The organism is Pseudoalteromonas sp. APC 3694 (assembly GCF_030407565.1).
Taxonomy (GTDB): domain Bacteria; phylum Pseudomonadota; class Gammaproteobacteria; order Enterobacterales; family Alteromonadaceae; genus Pseudoalteromonas; species Pseudoalteromonas tetraodonis.
In genome coordinates this window covers 16448-32199 of record NZ_JASDDE010000025.1, presented here as the reverse complement: position 1 = coordinate 32199, position 15752 = coordinate 16448, and the positions used below count along the sequence as shown (strand labels likewise).

Below are 15752 nucleotides of genomic sequence, written 5' to 3'. Positions count from 1 at the left end.
CCCTTATTACTCGGCGCCGCCGACAAAGTCCAGCTCGCTACCTTCTTTAAGAGTAACGTAAGCTTTCTTCCAGTCGCTACGACGACCGAAACGCATGCCAGTACGTTTTGTTTTACCCTTAACGTTAAGTGTGCGAACACCAGTTACTTCTACTTCAAAAAGCTTCTCAACTGCCGCTTTAATTTCAGCTTTAGTTGCATCATTTACTACTTTGAAAACAATTGTGTTGTTTTCTTCAGCAGCAATTGTGCTTTTTTCAGAGATGTGTGGAGCAAGGATCACTTTTAAAAGACGTTCTTCACGGATCATGCTAGCGCCTCCTCAAGTTGCTTAACAGCAGCAGCTGTAATTAGTACCTTATCGAAAGCAATTAAGCTTACAGGATCGATACCAGCTACATCACGTGTGTCAACCTTGTACAGGTTACGTGCCGATAAGAAAAGATTTTCATCTACTTCTTCAGTCACGATAAGAACATCTTTAAGCTCAAGTTCTTTAAGCTTAGCAACTAGTTCTTTAGTTTTTGGTGCTTCAAGACCAAAACTTTCAACAACGATTAAACGCTCTTGACGAACTAATTCAGATAAGATGCTTTTGATCGCACCGCGGTACATTTTACGGTTTACTTTTTGGCTGTGGTCTTGTGGTTTAGCTGCGAAGCTAACGCCACCTGAACGCCAAATTGGACTACGGATTGTACCAGCACGTGCACGGCCAGTACCTTTTTGAGCCCATGGTTTTTTACCACCACCGCTTACTTCAGAACGTGTCTTCTGAGCACGAGTACCTTGACGAGCACCTGCTGCGTATGCAACAACTACTTGGTGTACTAATGCTTCGTTAAACTCACGTCCAAAAGTAGCTTCAGAAACTTCAAGAGCGCCAGAAGCGTCTTTAATTGCTAATTCCATCACTAAATCTCCAGGACTTATGCTTTAACAGCTGGTTTAACGATAACGTCACCGCCGATAGCGCCAGGTACTGCACCTTTAACTAAAAGCAGGTTACGCTCAGCGTCAACGCGAACTAGTTCAAGGTTCTGAGTTGTTACTTGCTCATTACCCATTTGACCGGCCATTTTCTTACCTTTAAACACCTTACCAGGTGATTGGTTTTGACCGATTGAACCAGGAGCACGGTGAGATAGAGAGTTACCATGTGTAGCGTCTTGCATGCTGAAATTCCAGCGTTTAACACCACCTTGGAAACCTTTACCTTTAGAAGTACCGGTTACGTCAACTTTGTTGATTTCGTTGAATAATTCAACAGTAAGCTCAGCGCCTACTTCAAAATCGCCTTCACCACCATTTAGGCGGAATTCCCACAGACCGCGACCCGCTTCAACACCAGCTTTAGCGAAGTGACCCGCTGTTGCTTTGTTTACACGGCTTGCTTTTTTAGTGCCTGCGGTTACTTGAAGCGCGTTATAACCGTCTGTTGCGTCAGATTTGATCTGAGCAATGCGGTTAGGAGTCGCTTCAATAACTGTCACAGGGATAGATACACCATCTTCAGTGAAGATACGTGTCATACCCACTTTACGACCGACTAGACCTAATGCCATTTTCCTAAAACCTCTCTAATCTTCCGATTAACCCAGGCTGATTTGAACATCAACACCAGCAGCAAGGTCTAAACGCATAAGTGCGTCTACAGTCTTGTCAGTTGGTTCTACGATGTCGATCAGACGTTTATGGGTGCGGATCTCGTACTGATCACGCGCGTCTTTGTTAACGTGCGGTGATGTAAGTACAGTAAAACGTTCAAAGCGTGTAGGTAGTGGAATTGGACCACGTACTTGTGCGCCAGTGCGTTTCGCAGTTTCCACGATTTCCGCCGTTGATTGGTCAATCAAACGGTGGTCAAAAGCTTTTAGGCGAATACGAATGCGTTGATTTGACATTCTTAAACCTCAATATAAAGAGCATTTAAAGAGCATAAAAAAACGACCGAAACAATCTTAATAATTAAGATGCCGGTTGTTTGATTATATCTACGTTGAGTTCCAAATCGGAACTCCTGTTTATTAGCTTGAAATCCAAGCTTAATTTATTCTTTCTTGTTCCCGAGGGAATTTTGAAAGCCTGCGTATTATAATGATACTGGTGATAAATGCAACAACTATTTAGACATTATTACTTTGTTATTGTCGTTTAAAAAATAGCTAAGTTTATTAATAGTGAACGCAATAGAGGTGATGATGTCTTTATAATGTCATAGCTTGTCGATTAATCTGCAGGGGATTTTTTAGATATTATGTTATCCTATGCGCTAATTTTGCTGTTATATACCCATATTGGTTTGGGTAACTACTCTCTTATGGTGAGTCAATGCGTATTTTAAATTATGGTTTAAATCTTATCTCTGGTGGTATTAGCCGCTTGTTTGTTAAAAGCAAAGTACTGCCTGAAAAACCTTTAGAGCAATTTGAGTTAAACCCTAAAAACCCGACATTTTATATAGTGCGTTTAAACTCACGCTTTGATTTAGCGGCACTGGCACGTGTTTGTAAACGAAATGGTTTACCAGACCCAACAGAGCAGCAAGTATTAGGTGACGAGGCGTTAGATCGATTTATCGGCATTAAAAACCCTCCCCCGCTATTTGGTGATAAAGAAAAACCTACTAATGCATTAGCGCAAGGCAAACACATTGTTGAGCATTTATTAAATAGTGGCCAAAAAAATGTCCAGGTTGTGCCTGTGACTATTTTATGGGGCAGAGCGCCGGGTAAAGAAAAGCCAGGATTAAGCACTTTACTTTCGCACTCACTTACGCCCAGCTGGTTTAGAAAAATCTTTGTGGTACTTTTTTCAGGAAGAGATAACTTTATTCGATTTAGCCAGCCACTCGACCTATCTTTATTGGTTAATGAAAAAGCCGACGTTAATGAATTGCCTCATAAGCTGTTGCGTGTAGCTCGAGTTCACTTTAAGCGTCAAAAGCTTGCTGCTACAGGGCCTAAAATACCATCTCGTGATCAGTTATTTAGCTCACTACTGGCATCACCAACAATAAAAAAAGCAATTCAAACCGAGGCCACTGAAAAAAACATCAGCCAAGCCCAAGCGCGACAAAACGCCTTGAAGTTGCTGGATGAAATTGCCGCTAATTATAGTGATGCCACCATCCGCGTTGCGGATCGTATATTAACGTGGCTTTGGAATAAGCTTTATAATGGCATTGATATAAAGTACACCGAGCAAATTCATGACCTAACCAATAAAGGCCATGAAATAATCTACATGCCTTGTCATCGAAGTCATATGGATTACTTACTGCTAACCTACTCTATTTATCATCAAGGCCTTGTACCACCGCATATTGCAGCTGGGATCAACCTCAACTTTTTCCCTGCAGGTGGCATATTCCGCCGCAGTGGTGCATTTTTTATTCGTCGCTCATTTGCTGGTAACAAACTCTATTCAGCGGTATTTAAAGAGTACTTGAGCCAGTTATTTATAAAAGGTTATTCGGTTAAGTTTTATACCGAAGGTGGCCGCAGCAGAACAGGACGTTTACTACCCCCTAAAACCGGCATGCTCGCAATGACAATGCAAGCCATGTTACGCGGTATAGACAGACCTATATCTATTGTGCCGGTATATATTGGTTACGAGCACGTCATGGAAATCAATACCTATTTAAAAGAGCTGGCTGGGAACGATAAAAAAGGCGAGTCGATATTAGGTATTTTTAAAGCGATTAAAAATTTAAAAAACTATGGTCGTGGTTATTTAAACTTTGGCGACCCTATTTCTATCAATCAGTATTTAAATGATAACCAGCCTGACTGGCGTGAATCAATTCATGCAACCGATGTGCAAAAACCACAATGGTTAGGGCCGCAGGTGGCTAATCTTGCTGATCAGGTTATGGTTAAAATTAACAATGCCGCCGCACTTAACTCAGTTAACTTACTGGCGATGATACTGCTGGTAAACGATAAGCAGGCATTGAGTAAGCCAAAGCTGTTAGCTCAGCTTGAGTTTTACTTACGATTGCAACGTGAAGCCAGCTATAGCAGTAAAATAACCGCACCAGATGAAACACCAGAGCAGCTACTTGAACATGCCTTAAAGCTTAATAAGTTTGATGTGATCAGTGATGAGTTTGGCGAAATAATTGCGATAAACGATAAAGAAAAAACCTTATTCAACTATTACCGTAATAACATTTTACATATTTTTGCGGTGCCTAGTTTAGTGGCGCTGCATTTATTTAAGCAGCATCAAAGTACCGTTACTCGCTGCCATCAATTGGTAAAATCTTTTTATCCATTGTTTGCTAAAGAGTGGTACTTGCAAGAGTTAGATGAGAGCTACGTTACTCGTATTTTAACTAACTTTAGCGATCAAGGCTTAATTGAGCTTGATGGTGATAACATTAAAGTGACTCAAAATAACGATAGCTTTGCCAAACTCGAAATGCTCGGTCGTGCATTAAGCTTTACTCTGCAACGTTATGCGATTGTGATTGGCTTTATTCAAACCAGCCAAGGTATTGCAAAAGCAGAACTGGAACGTGAAAGCTATGTGTTGGCACAGCGTTTGGGTACGTTACATGGTATTAAAACGCCGGAGTTTTTTGATAAGAAGGTACTTAGTAGTTTTATTTCCAATCTTCGCGAACAAAAGCTTATTAGTGAATCTGATACAGGCTTACAAGGAAGCCAAGAGCTGTGCGAGACCTACAAGCAACTGCAAACACTGTTGCCAGCACGTATTTGGCAATCAATTACTGACATTGTTCACGCTCAATGTCAGTAACATACTCTTATTATCCACTGTATTGAATTAACTCAATATAGTGGATTTTAAAGAGTTAGCGCTGGCGCATTACCCCTTCTTGAATCGTCGAGGCAACTAAATTTCCTTGGCGGTCAAAAAACTGCCCACGTACCAGCCCTCGTCCCGAACTCGCGCTTGGGCTATCAATGGTATATAACATCCAATCATCCATTCTAAATGGACGATGAAACCACATAGCATGATCTATGGTCGCTACTTGCATATTCGGCTGCATAAACGACACACCATGTGGCTGCAGCGCGGTTGGTAAAAACTCAAAGTCAGACGCATACGCCAATAAGTAATTATGAATACGTTGATCGTCCGGCATATCGCCATTGGCTTTAAACCAAATATGTTTTACTGGTTCAATGGCTTCAGGTTTAAAGGGGTTATGAAAGTTCACCGGGCGCATTTCAATCGGCATTTCACGAATAAACTTATTACGGATTGCTTCAGGAATATGCTGTGCATTTTCTTGATAAAACTCTAATGAAGAACGTAGCTCTTCAGGAGCTGGAACATCAGGCATGGTCGCTTGATGCGATAACCCTTGCTCTTCACCTTGAAACGACGCCGTCATGTAAAAAATAGGCTTACCGTACTGAATCGCGCTAACACGACGCGTACTAAAACTTTTACCATCGCGAATCGTTTCAACGTCATACACTATCGGCTTTGCAGCGTCGCCTGGACGTAAAAAATAAGAATGTAAGGAATGAACAATACGCCCCGCAGGCAGTGTTTCTTTAGCTGCTGAAAGCGCTTGCCCCATAACTTGACCGCCAAACACCGCTCTAAAACCTAAATCTTGGCTTTGTCCTCGATATAAACCTTGTTCAATTTCTTCAAGTGACAACAACGATAATAAATCATCTAATACTTGGCTCATTATTTCTTCCTCAATCCCCTAATTTATAAATGATACTATACAATAGTTAAAAAATACTAACTCACTGATTGAGGAAATCTAATATGGCATTTTGGCTTTTTAAAACCGAACCCGACGCCTTTTCAATTGATGACTTAAAGCAAGCGCCAGAGCAAACAACGCTATGGGAAGGTGTACGCAACTACCAAGCGCGTAACTTTATTCGCGATGATGTAAAGCAGGGCGACTTAGTGATGATTTATCATTCTAGCTGCAAACAGGTTGGCGTTGCAGGACTTGGTGTGGTTACTAAGGCTGCTTACCCTGATCCAACGCAATTTGATTTAAGTAGCGACTATTACGATGCTAAGGCAACCACTGAAAACCCTCGCTGGTTTGTGGTAGAAATAACCTATCAGGCGCATTTGAGTAGTTTAGTCAGCCTGCAAGCGATCAAAGCAAATACTGCTATAACTGATATAGCACTTAAAAAAGGCGGGCGTTTATCGGTCATGCCAGTGACCGAAAATGATTGGCATGAAATTTTAAATATGGCGAAATAAGCCACTAAAATAACTACATTTTCTTCATTAAAATAGTACTCCACCAGCGCAGCATGTCACCGCTCGATTTTCTTATGGAGCCAAATTTGTTATGATCTGCGGCTTGCGTTTACTGGAGGAAAAATGAAATTACTGTATTGGTTAGATGAATGGTTAACTCTCAGCGATGATGAGAGGCAAGCAAAACTACCAACCTCTGGTGGAGATTTACTCGGTGATGTGTATGTAAAATATCACTTTGTTGATCTCAACAAACCCCTACTTTTTACTTTTTCTCCTGCGGGCACCGATATACAAGAACGCGATCTAAATGAAGACTTTGCCCCTTGGGGCTATCATTTAGCGCAAAAGCAAGATGTTAATATTATTGCGTTTCAGCATTTGGGTAAAAGCAATTGGTTTCGTAACCGCAATTTAATCTTTTTTATTGAGCAGCTATCAACTTTACTCTCTCCTTTTAAAACTAAGTTAGGCTATGGGCTCAGTCGTGGCGGCTTTGCTGTGGGTGCATTTGCTAAGTTACTCAAACTCGATAAAGTACTGCTTTTCCATCCTGTTAGCACTAAAAACAAACTTATCGCCCCTTGGGATGACCGCTCAAGTACCGACATTGCCCAGCAATATGACTGGCAAGGTGACTACCATGATTTAGATTTAGGGGATGCACAGGGCTACATTATTTACGACCCAACCAATCGCATTGACCGCCAACATGCTAAACGCTATAAGCAGCTCACTCACTTACGCGTGTTTGGGATGGGGCACGGCACCCATGCCACCTATTTAAATAAGTTTGGGTTTTATAAACAAGTGGCTGTTGATTTTATTGCTAATCAACAAATCGACATTGCACAATTTAGGCTACAAACAAAAACACTGCGTTTAAAAGAGGATTATTATAAAAAACTTAATAAATCCAATGCTAATTCGCCGCATCGTCAAGCGTTATTAAGTACCGCTCACACTATTTTAATCGACGAAAAAGCAGCGCACGTGCAAGAGCACCAAGAAAAAATTGATATTCAACCTTTAATAGACGTAGCCATTAAGCATCAAGATGAAAATCCAAATGATGCCATTAAACTATTAGAAGTGGCTCAACAGCTAGCGCCAGACGACCCGCTGGTTGAGCATAAGCTGAGACAATTAGAATAAGTAACAAAAGGTACTCATTCTTTACTTTTTCTTGGCGTGCCCTTGCTTGGGCACAATCGAAAAGTAAAGAATCAGCGCTATCCACGAAAAGAAGATAGCGCCTACTAGCCAGCCATTTTTTTCATGGCCTTGGCTACGCTTACTGTTAAGAATTATCATAATAGGGAAAATGTAAGCACATAAAACGATAATTAAAAACGCAATTTCAGTCATTATTTTTCCAAGCTAGGCCAGTCAACTTCATTACTCAATACTCGCTCTTGCGCAATGTAATGCAAAATATCTCCGGCGTTTACTGCATAATCTAAAGGCGGATTTAAATCCATATTTTTTGCACTTAAATTATGAGCCACACCTAACAATATTGCATCATGATCGTACTTAAAGTGATGAAATAATTTACCAAACTCCATAGTTTTTACATTACTAGGGATTTGTAAACTAAACTGCGTATCACCATGCAAAGTTGATAATAATTCCTCTTGAACTCGACTTGAACCTGGGTCTTGCATTGAGCGCACCAAAATCTCTGCTGACTTAGTGCTACTACACTCTACATTGTGGCAATGCTCTAATAACATTTCCACTTTCGTTTCATCAAAAAAGTGTGCACTTATGTGACAATCTTCTTTGACTAAACGGCTAATACGCAATGCAGTGGTAAATGTTTGGTCGTCATCTTGGCCATCAATAATCACTTTATCGGCGTGGCGAATGGCAACGCGTTCTAATTCATCCAAATCGGTGAAACTGGTTAGGCGAGCAAAATCAACATTCTCATTACTTAAAAACGGATGCTCTATTTGTTCAGTAACCGCTAATAAAATACGGCGATCTGTCCGCTTAGTATCAGCCAAAATGTAGTCGATCATTTTTTTGGTACGAGCATTATGCCAACCAAAAATAATAATATGATTGCTACTGTGAGCAAAGTTTTTATCACCAGTCATAGCGCGCCTAATTAAGTAAGTTACTGTTTGTCCTGTTTTACCCAACAAGACACCAAATAAAGCCAAACCAAAAGGTATTTGTATTAATGCGACAATCCATCGACCTAAGTCAGTTGATGGACTTAAATCCCCATACCCTACCGTTGAAGTGGTTACCGTGTAGTAGTAAAAAAAAGTACCCGGTGAAAGCAGTGCCTGCTCATTTGCCACTAACAATAAGCACCAAGTAAGCAGCATATGTAAGGATGTTGCTATTACAACAGACTGCCAACTTACCTGATCAATATGGCTGCGCAACAGCACAACAATACGTTTAAAAATATGATGCATAATTTTTTGTTAATCGATTGATTATTTAAATCATTTAGTAACACGATACTGCACATGATAACACTTAAGCAACGTTTTACTGTAATCGAAATATTCACGGTTCGTTATGAATAAAAATAAGAGTAAACTATAGTTATTAAGTTATGAGGAAAGAATGGATCTATTATGTCAGGTGTTTTAGCGTCAGTTGATCAACGTACTCAGCTTGTAGGTGAGAATCGTTTAGAATTGCTACTTTTTTATTTACATAGTCGCCATTTATTCGCACTCAATGTATTTAAAATTAAAGAAGTGGTAAAGCTTCCCCGTTTAAGCAAAATACCGCATTCTCACCCTAAGGTAACCGGTGTAGCCAACATACGCGGTGAATCTATCCCAGTGATTGACCTTCGCCAAGCCATTTCTATGGCTAAAAAAGAATATGGTGAAGATTGTAACCTGGTCATAACTGAATATAACCGTACCACCCAAGGTTTTTTAATTGGTAAAGTTGATCAAATCATGAATATGACCTGGTCTGACATTATGCCGCCACCCAGCTCTGTGGGTAAAAATCATTATATTACGGCACTAACTAAAGTGCAGCGTGATGGCCAAGAGCAATTAGTTGAAATTATTGATGTAGAAAAAGTACTCGCTGAAATAGTTGAGTACGAGGTCAATATTACTGATGGGGTGTTGGATGAAACCATAGTAAACGAATTTGCAGGACGCAAAATATTGCACGCCGATGATTCGCCAACAGCACGTAAACAAGTTAGCGATACGTTATCGCAGCTTGGCATCGAAATTATTCCTGCCAGTAACGGCCTAGAAGCCCTACAAATGCTCAAAAGCTGGGCTGATGAAGGACGCGATGTTGAAAAAGAGCTGCTAATGGTGATTACCGATGCCGAAATGCCTTCAATGGATGGCTATCGCTTAACCTATGAAATACGTAACGACAACCGCTTAAAAAACTTACATGTGGTGCTTAACACGTCCCTGAGTGGTAGCTTTAACCAAGCCATGGTGGAAAAAGTAGGCTGTAATGCATTTTTATCAAAATTTCAGCCCGACTTACTCGTTCAAGAAGTACAAAATCGCTTAAAGCAAGTGCTTGGTGATTCTTAATTGAGCATAACTAGCAAATACCGACCAAGGTAAGTATTTGCTAGCGACATTCCCTCATCAACAACCTTTAAAAAGTCTGCCTTGCTGAGCGTTTATTCAAAGCGGTGTTTGCTAATCCTAAGATTTCATGATTAATTAACAAATAAGTTTTCACTAACTCGTTATTAATTATGCTTAATAAAGTTGCCAGTCCATTTACCAAGCTCGTCGAGCGCTACTTACCCGACCCATTTATATTTGTCATTATGCTCACTATTATTACCTTGGGTATTGCGAATTTAGCGACTCCTGCAACTACACTTGAGGTAATCACATCATGGGGTAGCGGGTTTTGGAACTTACTAAGCTTTGCCATGCAAATGCTGTTGGTGCTAGTAACAGGCTACATGCTCGCCAGTACCTCGTTAATAAGTAAGTTATTAACAAAATTAGCAACGCTTGCTAATACGGCTCCAAAAGCCATTATTTTAGTGACATTTATTTCGCTGTTAGCAAGCTGGCTTAATTGGGGATTTGGCTTAGTAATTGGGGCTTTATTTGCTAAAGCAATTGCCAAACAAACTCGAGTAGATTATCGGCTATTAGTAGCAAGTGCTTACTCAGGTTTTGTAGTATGGCACGGCGGATTAGCAGGTTCCGTACCACTAACCATTGCCAGCGAAGGGCATTTTTCACAGGCGACAATGGGTATTATTGGCACCGAGCAAACCTTATTCGCAGGCTTTAACATTGCGATTCTGATTGGCTTATTTATTATTATGCCGCTGGTAAACCGCTACATGCTACCGAGTGAAAAAGACAGTGTTTATATTGACCCATCACTGCTTAAGAATACTTTAGCCGATAAAGTAACAATAACACGCCCTGCGCAACATTTAGAGCAAAGCAAACTGCTTGGCATGGGCATTGGCTTACTCGGACTTGCCTACTTAGGTTATTACTTTTTTATCGCAGGTGGCGGCTTAAATCTCAACAGCGTGATAGCGCTTTTCTTATTTTTAGCTATCACACTACATCAGACCCCCCACAATTTACTAAATAGCCTACAACAAGCGATTCCAAGTGGCGCGGGAATTGTAATTCAGTTCCCTTTTTATGCCGGTATCATGGCGGTAATGGTCGATACAGGGCTAGCACAACAAATATCACAGGGCTTTATTGCCATAGCAGATGCCGATAGCTTGCCATTTTACAGTTTTATAAGTGCAGGACTCGTTAATATGTTTGTACCCTCAGGTGGCGGACAATGGGCAGTACAAGCGCCTATTGTTATCCCTGCAGCACAAGAGCTTGGTGCAGATATGGCAAGGGTTGCTATGGCTGTAGCATGGGGAGATGCTTGGACTAATCTAATTCAACCCTTTTGGGCATTACCGGTATTAGCCATTGCAGGATTAAAAGCTAAAGACATTATGGGCTTTTGCGTGGTACAGCTGATTATTACTGGGGTGTTTATATCCTTGATGCTAAGTTTTTATCCATGAGTATTTTGGTAATAAATAGGCGCGATTTTATATCGCGCTTGCTAGCTGCAAACCAAAAGAACTAAGTAAGAAAGTAAAGTTAACTGATAAGTCATTTAATCTCACCAAATAGTCTCACCTAGTGCTAATAAATTACAGATCATGTGAGCGATAATGCAATACCACAAGTTACCCGATAGATGACGAATTAATCCCATCAAGCAAGAAAACACAAACAGAGAAATAAAAATTTCAACTTGATCATACTGCCCATGTAACAATGTAAACACGATACTTGGGATAATAATTGCGCCAATAGCTCCCAAAGCTGTTTTTTTCAGCCTGTAGAATGCTACTCCTCGAAAAACTACTTCCTCAAATATAGGCCCAATAAATACTACGGCTAAAAACAGCATAATTTTAGCTAAAAGCGAGTTTGTTTGTGCTTCAACTTCTAACATAAAATCTGGCAAGGCGACTTCCATAAAGCCAAAAAGCCATTGTTCCAGTAAAACGTAAGCCGCTGTTAATAGCACTGTAATGATTAAATGAAAAAGAGCCACCTTCTTTATTGCTAAACGCCCAATAACTTCGCTTTTATTTTGCGCATCAAGAGTAGACTTTAAAAATGGCAGCGTAAGTACAGCAGTGAGGAAGGTAGATATAAAAACTAAGCCGGGATTCGAATCTAGTTGCTCTAAATAAGTAATGTCATTTAATAATAATGCCCCACCACCCGATAAAAAATAATCAAGTATGAAGCCATTGGGAGCGCCAGTGAAAAAAAGGCCAACCAATAAAGCGTGTACAATAAAGATTCCACTGTACTTTGATTTACTTGTTGTTTTATCGCATCATCCATAATTTTATCAGCTCACGGCTTCTTGTTATTTTTCATTCTGAGGGATAGTACCATACCAATTCCCCCATTAAGAAACAAACCAAAACTAACATCTTGCCATCGCCACACAAACCTTAAAAAATACCATGCAAAAAACAGCATGGTGAGCAAAATTCGATCTACCATACTGTTTTTTAGCTCGATAAGATTTTCATCGGTAAGCTTAATATCGGATTTTCAGAATCTGCAAAATGCATCATCACTGCTACATGGCCTACAACTACCAGCGCATACATTACTGCTGAAAAGCCTTGTCCATATTTATCTAATGGCAGTAAATGTGAGTAATGGCGGCCGCGCCATTCAAACACAATTTCTAGCGCCCCAACAAACAAAAAGAACACTAATAACATTAAACCAAAGGTGTAACTTAGCCATAAACCAAATAGCACACCTAGTAAGCACACACTTAAACCAACCCAAGAGCGCATTGAAAAGCTAATGCTTTTTAGTACATGCCCGCCATCAAGCGGTAAAATAGGCAGTAAATTGAATAAATTAAGCAGTGCACTAAGCACCGCAACACCTGCAAATATTTCCATTTCCGTAGCGTAATAAAGCACTACACCAAATACAGAAGTAAACAAACCAAAGGCAGGCCCCATTAGTGATATAACCACATCTTGCCAGCGCGTAGTTATTTTATCGTCGCTAACGGCTAACCCGCCTACAAAAGGAATTAAATAAATGCCTTTGGTTTTAATGCCAAAATACTTCATAGCTCGTAAGTGGCCATATTCGTGTACGACCAGGCAAGCAATCAGCATTAACGCAAATTCAATGGTAAACAGCCACGCATAACCCGCTACCGATGCACTGGCAAGCGCCACTTTAACAACTTTAGCACTTTTAAATAATTTAAAGCCAAGCGCCGCGAGCCCTAAAAACCCTTTTTTAGGTTCGCCTTGTGCTGCTGCAGGTAAAGCTAACTGAGTTGCAAACTGATTATTTACATATAGCGCCAAGCTTTGCTGGCTTACTTCGCTGCTATCAATACCAATTAACTGCTCATCAAGCATAAACTCGACATAATTTTCACGTGGATTTTCAAATGCAATCGCTTGCTGATCATGAAATATTTTTACAACTTGCTGCTCTGCTATCATCAGCGTAAACGGTTGCTCTGCCAGAGAGAGTTCGACTTTTATCATTATTCTAACCATTATAAATTATGCCGCTAGTATACCTTTCCACCAAAAAAACACGAGTGAGCTAGCATCATTTTATTAGCGATAATTTAAGGTAAAAATGCCTGAAATACTGACAAAAACAATTCAAGCGACTATTTTTAAAACAGAAGGATATAAATTACGACCGTTAAGTTAAGGACAACAATGCACACAAAATTACCAAACATACTCGTTGTCGATGACTCAAAAGCCATTTTGATTGTCATGAAAGCTATTTTTAATGAGCTCGAAATGCCAGAAGTCACTACTTGCTTAAGCGCAGTTACAGCATTAGAGAAAGTAAAGCCTGATATAAACTTTTATGACGCCATATTTACTGATCTGAATATGCCAGAAATGGATGGTATGGAGTTAATTCGTAATTTAGGTGAAATAGGCTATTGCGGTGCGATTATTATTATTTCTGAAATGAACCCTAAAATAATCAGCCTAGCAGCTGACCTAGCCAAGCAGCACAATGTGCATTTAGTTGGTAACCTTACCAAGCCTGTGCAATTAAATCAGGTAAATACGTTACTTGCCAAAATAGCGCAGTTAAACAGCCACACGCTTGTAAAAGAGCGCCCAATTACTAAAGCTAAGCTTATTAGCGCATTAAAAAATAATGAAATAACACCGTATTACCAACCTAAAATAAATATAAACAATAACCAAATACAAAGTGTTGAAGTGCTGGCTCGCATTGTATCAAGTAAAGACGAACGAGTTATTTTACCAAGCCGTTTTATCAGCCTGGCTGAGCAATGCGATTTAATCAATGACATTACGTTTACGCTATTTGAAAAAGCCTGTGGTGACATCAAGCAACTAAAAGAGCAGCTGGGTACAAATTTGAAATTGTCATTTAACTTATCGCCGTGTCAGTTAGATGATTTAAACAGCCCCAATAAGTTATTACAGCTTCTACAAAAACATGATGTTTTACCTAGTGATGTGGTGCTTGAAATAACCGAGCAGCATGCCCTTTCAAGCTACACTCAACTCGAAACCTTAAATAGATTAAGAATATTCGGCTTTGGTATTTCACTCGATGACTTTGGCACTGGTTTTACTAATATTAACCAACTGAAACAGCTGCCATTTACAGAAGCAAAAATAGATCGCTCTTTTATTAGCCACATAGAAACCGATAAGTTTTCTCAAGTGGTAGTCAGTTCACTAATTAATATGACAACCCAAGAGCAGCTTGAATTAGTGGCCGAAGGGGTTGAGCGCCCCGAAGAGCTGGCCTACCTCAAGCATTATCAAACAAATTTAGCTATACAGGGCTTTTTATTTAGTTGCCCAAAAGCAAAAGCTGAATTTATCTCATGGGCCCAACACTGGATAAAAACAGCTGCTAAAACAAAAAACAGCTAACGAGATTCATTATCGTCGGCGCTGACGATATGCTCACTATCAGCTAAACGCTGGTGCCAACGCTGCTTTGCTACGGCGCGCATATTGGTTGATTGATCTCGCTCATCCACAATTTCTAAGCCCATTAACGCTTCTATCATATCCTCGAGCGTTACAATTCCTTGTACATCACCGTATTCGTCAATCACTAAGCAAATGTGGGTACGTTGGGTGAGTAATGTTTGTAATAACGACGACACGTTTTGCGTACTCGGTACCGTATAAATAGGCTTAACCAGCTTACTAATTTTGTAGTCTGTACCTAAGCGGTGGTATGCCAACATAATATCGTTTTTATGAACAAACCCTATGATATCGTCAGCGTCTTTGTCATAAATTAGCACTCGAGAGAATGACGAAGAGCCATGTTCACTTAAGTACTGATTAACAGTAAGGTCTTTATGAATTTTAAAAATAACCGTACGCGGTGTCATTAAATCGGTTAGTTTTGCATGCCTAAAGTGCAGCAAGTTACGAATGATTTCTGATTCATCGGCATGAAGCGCCCCAGACTCACTACCAATGTCGGCCATTGCTTCTATTTCTTGGCGAATATAATAGGCCTCATTATGCTTTTGACCCATCAAATTAGTAAGCTTTTGTGCAGCCCAAACAAAAGGCTTCAGGACTAGTACCAAAATACGTAAACCATAAGTCACACTAGGCGTTAAAGCACGCCAATAATTAGCCCCCAGCGTTTTAGGAATAATTTCAGATAACACCAGTACCAATAAAGTCATAATCGCAGACGCAATCCCCACAGCCGCATCTGAAAACACCACGGCAGCCTGTGCGCCCACACCCGCAGCACCGGCAGTATGTGCAACAGTATTAAGTGTTAAAATAGCCGCTAATGGCTGATCGATATTACTTTTTAGCTTCTCTAGTTGCTTAGCCAGTACTGGCCGCTCTTTACGAAGCAGCGCAACATAACTAGGTGAAATGCTCAATAGCACCGCTTCCATGACAGAACATAGAAACGAAATCACAATCGCTGTAACTATGTAAACGATTAATAGTGTCACTTT

General features: G+C 40.2%; 16 protein-coding genes. 6 read left to right on the top strand and 10 right to left on the bottom strand.

Annotated features, from left to right (window positions below; genetic code table 11):
• Positions 1 to 6: 6 nt before the first annotated feature.
• From rplW to rpsJ, 4 genes are read right to left on the bottom strand one after another with little or no spacing between them, the layout of a single operon-like run.
• Positions 7 to 309 carry a 50S ribosomal protein L23 gene (rplW, locus tag QMA00_RS10370; protein WP_006791359.1) on the bottom strand — a complete coding sequence of 101 codons (303 nt, stop codon included), beginning with the start codon at positions 307 to 309 and terminating at the stop codon, positions 7 to 9.
• Positions 306 to 911: a 50S ribosomal protein L4 gene (rplD, locus tag QMA00_RS10365; RefSeq protein ID WP_008108340.1), complete on the bottom strand. Its 606-nt coding sequence runs from the start codon at positions 909 to 911 to the stop codon at positions 306 to 308. The genes rplW and rplD overlap by 4 nt, the downstream gene beginning before the upstream one ends.
• A gap of 17 nt (positions 912 to 928) precedes the next feature.
• Complete coding sequence (gene rplC / locus QMA00_RS10360) at positions 929 to 1564, bottom strand: 50S ribosomal protein L3 (protein ID WP_008108338.1); 636 nt, start codon at positions 1562 to 1564, stop codon at positions 929 to 931.
• Positions 1565 to 1591: 27 nt separating this feature from the next.
• Positions 1592 to 1903, bottom strand: a complete 312-nt coding sequence (rpsJ, locus tag QMA00_RS10355; RefSeq protein WP_002957900.1) for a 30S ribosomal protein S10 — start codon at positions 1901 to 1903, stop codon at positions 1592 to 1594.
• Positions 1904 to 2330: 427 nt separating this feature from the next.
• On the opposite strand from rpsJ, the gene plsB reads away from it, so the two are divergent.
• The gene (plsB, locus tag QMA00_RS10350) at positions 2331 to 4769 is read left to right on the top strand and encodes a glycerol-3-phosphate 1-O-acyltransferase PlsB (RefSeq protein WP_076922859.1); all 2439 of its coding nucleotides are present in this window, start codon (positions 2331 to 2333) and stop codon (positions 4767 to 4769) included.
• Positions 4770 to 4824: 55 nt separating this feature from the next.
• Here plsB and tesB read toward each other — a convergent pair whose 3' ends face one another.
• A complete protein-coding gene (gene tesB, locus QMA00_RS10345; protein ID WP_076922858.1) occupies positions 4825 to 5682 on the bottom strand; it encodes an acyl-CoA thioesterase II in 858 nt (285 codons plus the stop codon).
• Between the two features lie 83 nt (positions 5683 to 5765).
• Between tesB and QMA00_RS10340 the strand changes: the two genes are divergently transcribed.
• Together QMA00_RS10340 and QMA00_RS10335 are read left to right on the top strand one after the other, a co-directional pair.
• Positions 5766 to 6224 carry an EVE domain-containing protein gene (locus tag QMA00_RS10340; RefSeq protein ID WP_010391941.1) on the top strand — a complete coding sequence of 153 codons (459 nt, stop codon included), beginning with the start codon at positions 5766 to 5768 and terminating at the stop codon, positions 6222 to 6224.
• 123 nt (positions 6225 to 6347) lie between these two features.
• Complete coding sequence (locus QMA00_RS10335) at positions 6348 to 7379, top strand: cytosolic protein (protein ID WP_076922857.1); 1032 nt, start codon at positions 6348 to 6350, stop codon at positions 7377 to 7379.
• 21 nt (positions 7380 to 7400) lie between these two features.
• Here QMA00_RS10335 and QMA00_RS10330 read toward each other — a convergent pair whose 3' ends face one another.
• Together QMA00_RS10330 and QMA00_RS10325 are read right to left on the bottom strand one after the other, a co-directional pair.
• Complete coding sequence (locus QMA00_RS10330; protein ID WP_013463775.1) at positions 7401 to 7592, bottom strand: hypothetical protein; 192 nt, start codon at positions 7590 to 7592, stop codon at positions 7401 to 7403.
• Complete coding sequence (locus QMA00_RS10325) at positions 7592 to 8659, bottom strand: potassium channel family protein (protein ID WP_013463774.1); 1068 nt, start codon at positions 8657 to 8659, stop codon at positions 7592 to 7594. Before QMA00_RS10325 ends, QMA00_RS10330 begins: the two co-directional genes overlap by 1 nt.
• A 165-nt stretch (positions 8660 to 8824) precedes the next feature.
• Here QMA00_RS10325 and QMA00_RS10320 point away from each other — a divergent pair, with 165 nt between their 5' ends.
• Both QMA00_RS10320 and QMA00_RS10315 read left to right on the top strand, forming a co-directional pair.
• Positions 8825 to 9772, top strand: coding sequence for a chemotaxis protein CheV (locus QMA00_RS10320; RefSeq protein ID WP_013463773.1), 948 nt, complete (start codon positions 8825 to 8827; stop codon positions 9770 to 9772).
• A gap of 170 nt (positions 9773 to 9942) precedes the next feature.
• Positions 9943 to 11256, top strand: coding sequence for a TIGR00366 family protein (locus tag QMA00_RS10315; protein ID WP_076922856.1), 1314 nt, complete (start codon positions 9943 to 9945; stop codon positions 11254 to 11256).
• Between the two features lie 101 nt (positions 11257 to 11357).
• On the opposite strand, the gene QMA00_RS10310 is transcribed toward QMA00_RS10315, so the two are convergent.
• Together QMA00_RS10310 and QMA00_RS10305 are read right to left on the bottom strand one after the other, a co-directional pair.
• Positions 11358 to 12032, bottom strand: coding sequence for a CPBP family intramembrane glutamic endopeptidase (locus QMA00_RS10310; RefSeq protein ID WP_254843686.1), 675 nt, complete (start codon positions 12030 to 12032; stop codon positions 11358 to 11360).
• Positions 12033 to 12270: 238 nt separating this feature from the next.
• Entirely contained in the window at positions 12271 to 13287 is a 1017-nt protein-coding gene (locus QMA00_RS10305; RefSeq protein WP_076922855.1) for a site-2 protease family protein, read from the bottom strand.
• Positions 13288 to 13470: 183 nt separating this feature from the next.
• Between QMA00_RS10305 and QMA00_RS10300 the strand changes: the two genes are divergently transcribed.
• Entirely contained in the window at positions 13471 to 14685 is a 1215-nt protein-coding gene (locus QMA00_RS10300; RefSeq protein ID WP_076922854.1) for an EAL domain-containing response regulator, read from the top strand.
• Here QMA00_RS10300 and QMA00_RS10295 read toward each other — a convergent pair.
• Positions 14682 to 15749: a hemolysin family protein gene (locus tag QMA00_RS10295; RefSeq protein WP_076922853.1), complete on the bottom strand. Its 1068-nt coding sequence runs from the start codon at positions 15747 to 15749 to the stop codon at positions 14682 to 14684. The two genes, QMA00_RS10300 and QMA00_RS10295, sit on opposite strands and share 4 nt — an antisense overlap.
• Between the last annotated feature and the right edge of the window lie 3 nt (positions 15750 to 15752).

Bases quoted from the DNA above. Each gene is read 5' to 3' on its own strand.
- QMA00_RS10335 (WP_076922857.1), top strand. From the start codon at position 6,348: ATGAAATTACTGTATTGGTTAGATGAATGGTTAACTCTCAGCGATGAT.
- QMA00_RS10320 (WP_013463773.1), top strand. From the start codon at position 8,825: ATGTCAGGTGTTTTAGCGTCAGTTGATCAACGTACTCAGCTTGTAGGT.
- rplD (WP_008108340.1), bottom strand. From the start codon at position 911: ATGGAATTAGCAATTAAAGACGCTTCTGGCGCTCTTGAAGTTTCTGAA.
- QMA00_RS10340 (WP_010391941.1), top strand. From the start codon at position 5,766: ATGGCATTTTGGCTTTTTAAAACCGAACCCGACGCCTTTTCAATTGAT.
- QMA00_RS10325 (WP_013463774.1), bottom strand. From the start codon at position 8,659: ATGCATCATATTTTTAAACGTATTGTTGTGCTGTTGCGCAGCCATATT.
- rplW (WP_006791359.1), bottom strand. From the start codon at position 309: ATGATCCGTGAAGAACGTCTTTTAAAAGTGATCCTTGCTCCACACATC.
- rpsJ (WP_002957900.1), bottom strand. From the start codon at position 1,903: ATGTCAAATCAACGCATTCGTATTCGCCTAAAAGCTTTTGACCACCGT.
- QMA00_RS10305 (WP_076922855.1), bottom strand. From the start codon at position 13,287: ATGATAAAAGTCGAACTCTCTCTGGCAGAGCAACCGTTTACGCTGATG.
- plsB (WP_076922859.1), top strand. From the start codon at position 2,331: ATGCGTATTTTAAATTATGGTTTAAATCTTATCTCTGGTGGTATTAGC.
- QMA00_RS10315 (WP_076922856.1), top strand. From the start codon at position 9,943: ATGCTTAATAAAGTTGCCAGTCCATTTACCAAGCTCGTCGAGCGCTAC.
- tesB (WP_076922858.1), bottom strand. From the start codon at position 5,682: ATGAGCCAAGTATTAGATGATTTATTATCGTTGTTGTCACTTGAAGAA.
- QMA00_RS10300 (WP_076922854.1), top strand. From the start codon at position 13,471: ATGCACACAAAATTACCAAACATACTCGTTGTCGATGACTCAAAAGCC.
- QMA00_RS10330 (WP_013463775.1), bottom strand. From the start codon at position 7,592: ATGACTGAAATTGCGTTTTTAATTATCGTTTTATGTGCTTACATTTTC.
- rplC (WP_008108338.1), bottom strand. From the start codon at position 1,564: ATGGCATTAGGTCTAGTCGGTCGTAAAGTGGGTATGACACGTATCTTC.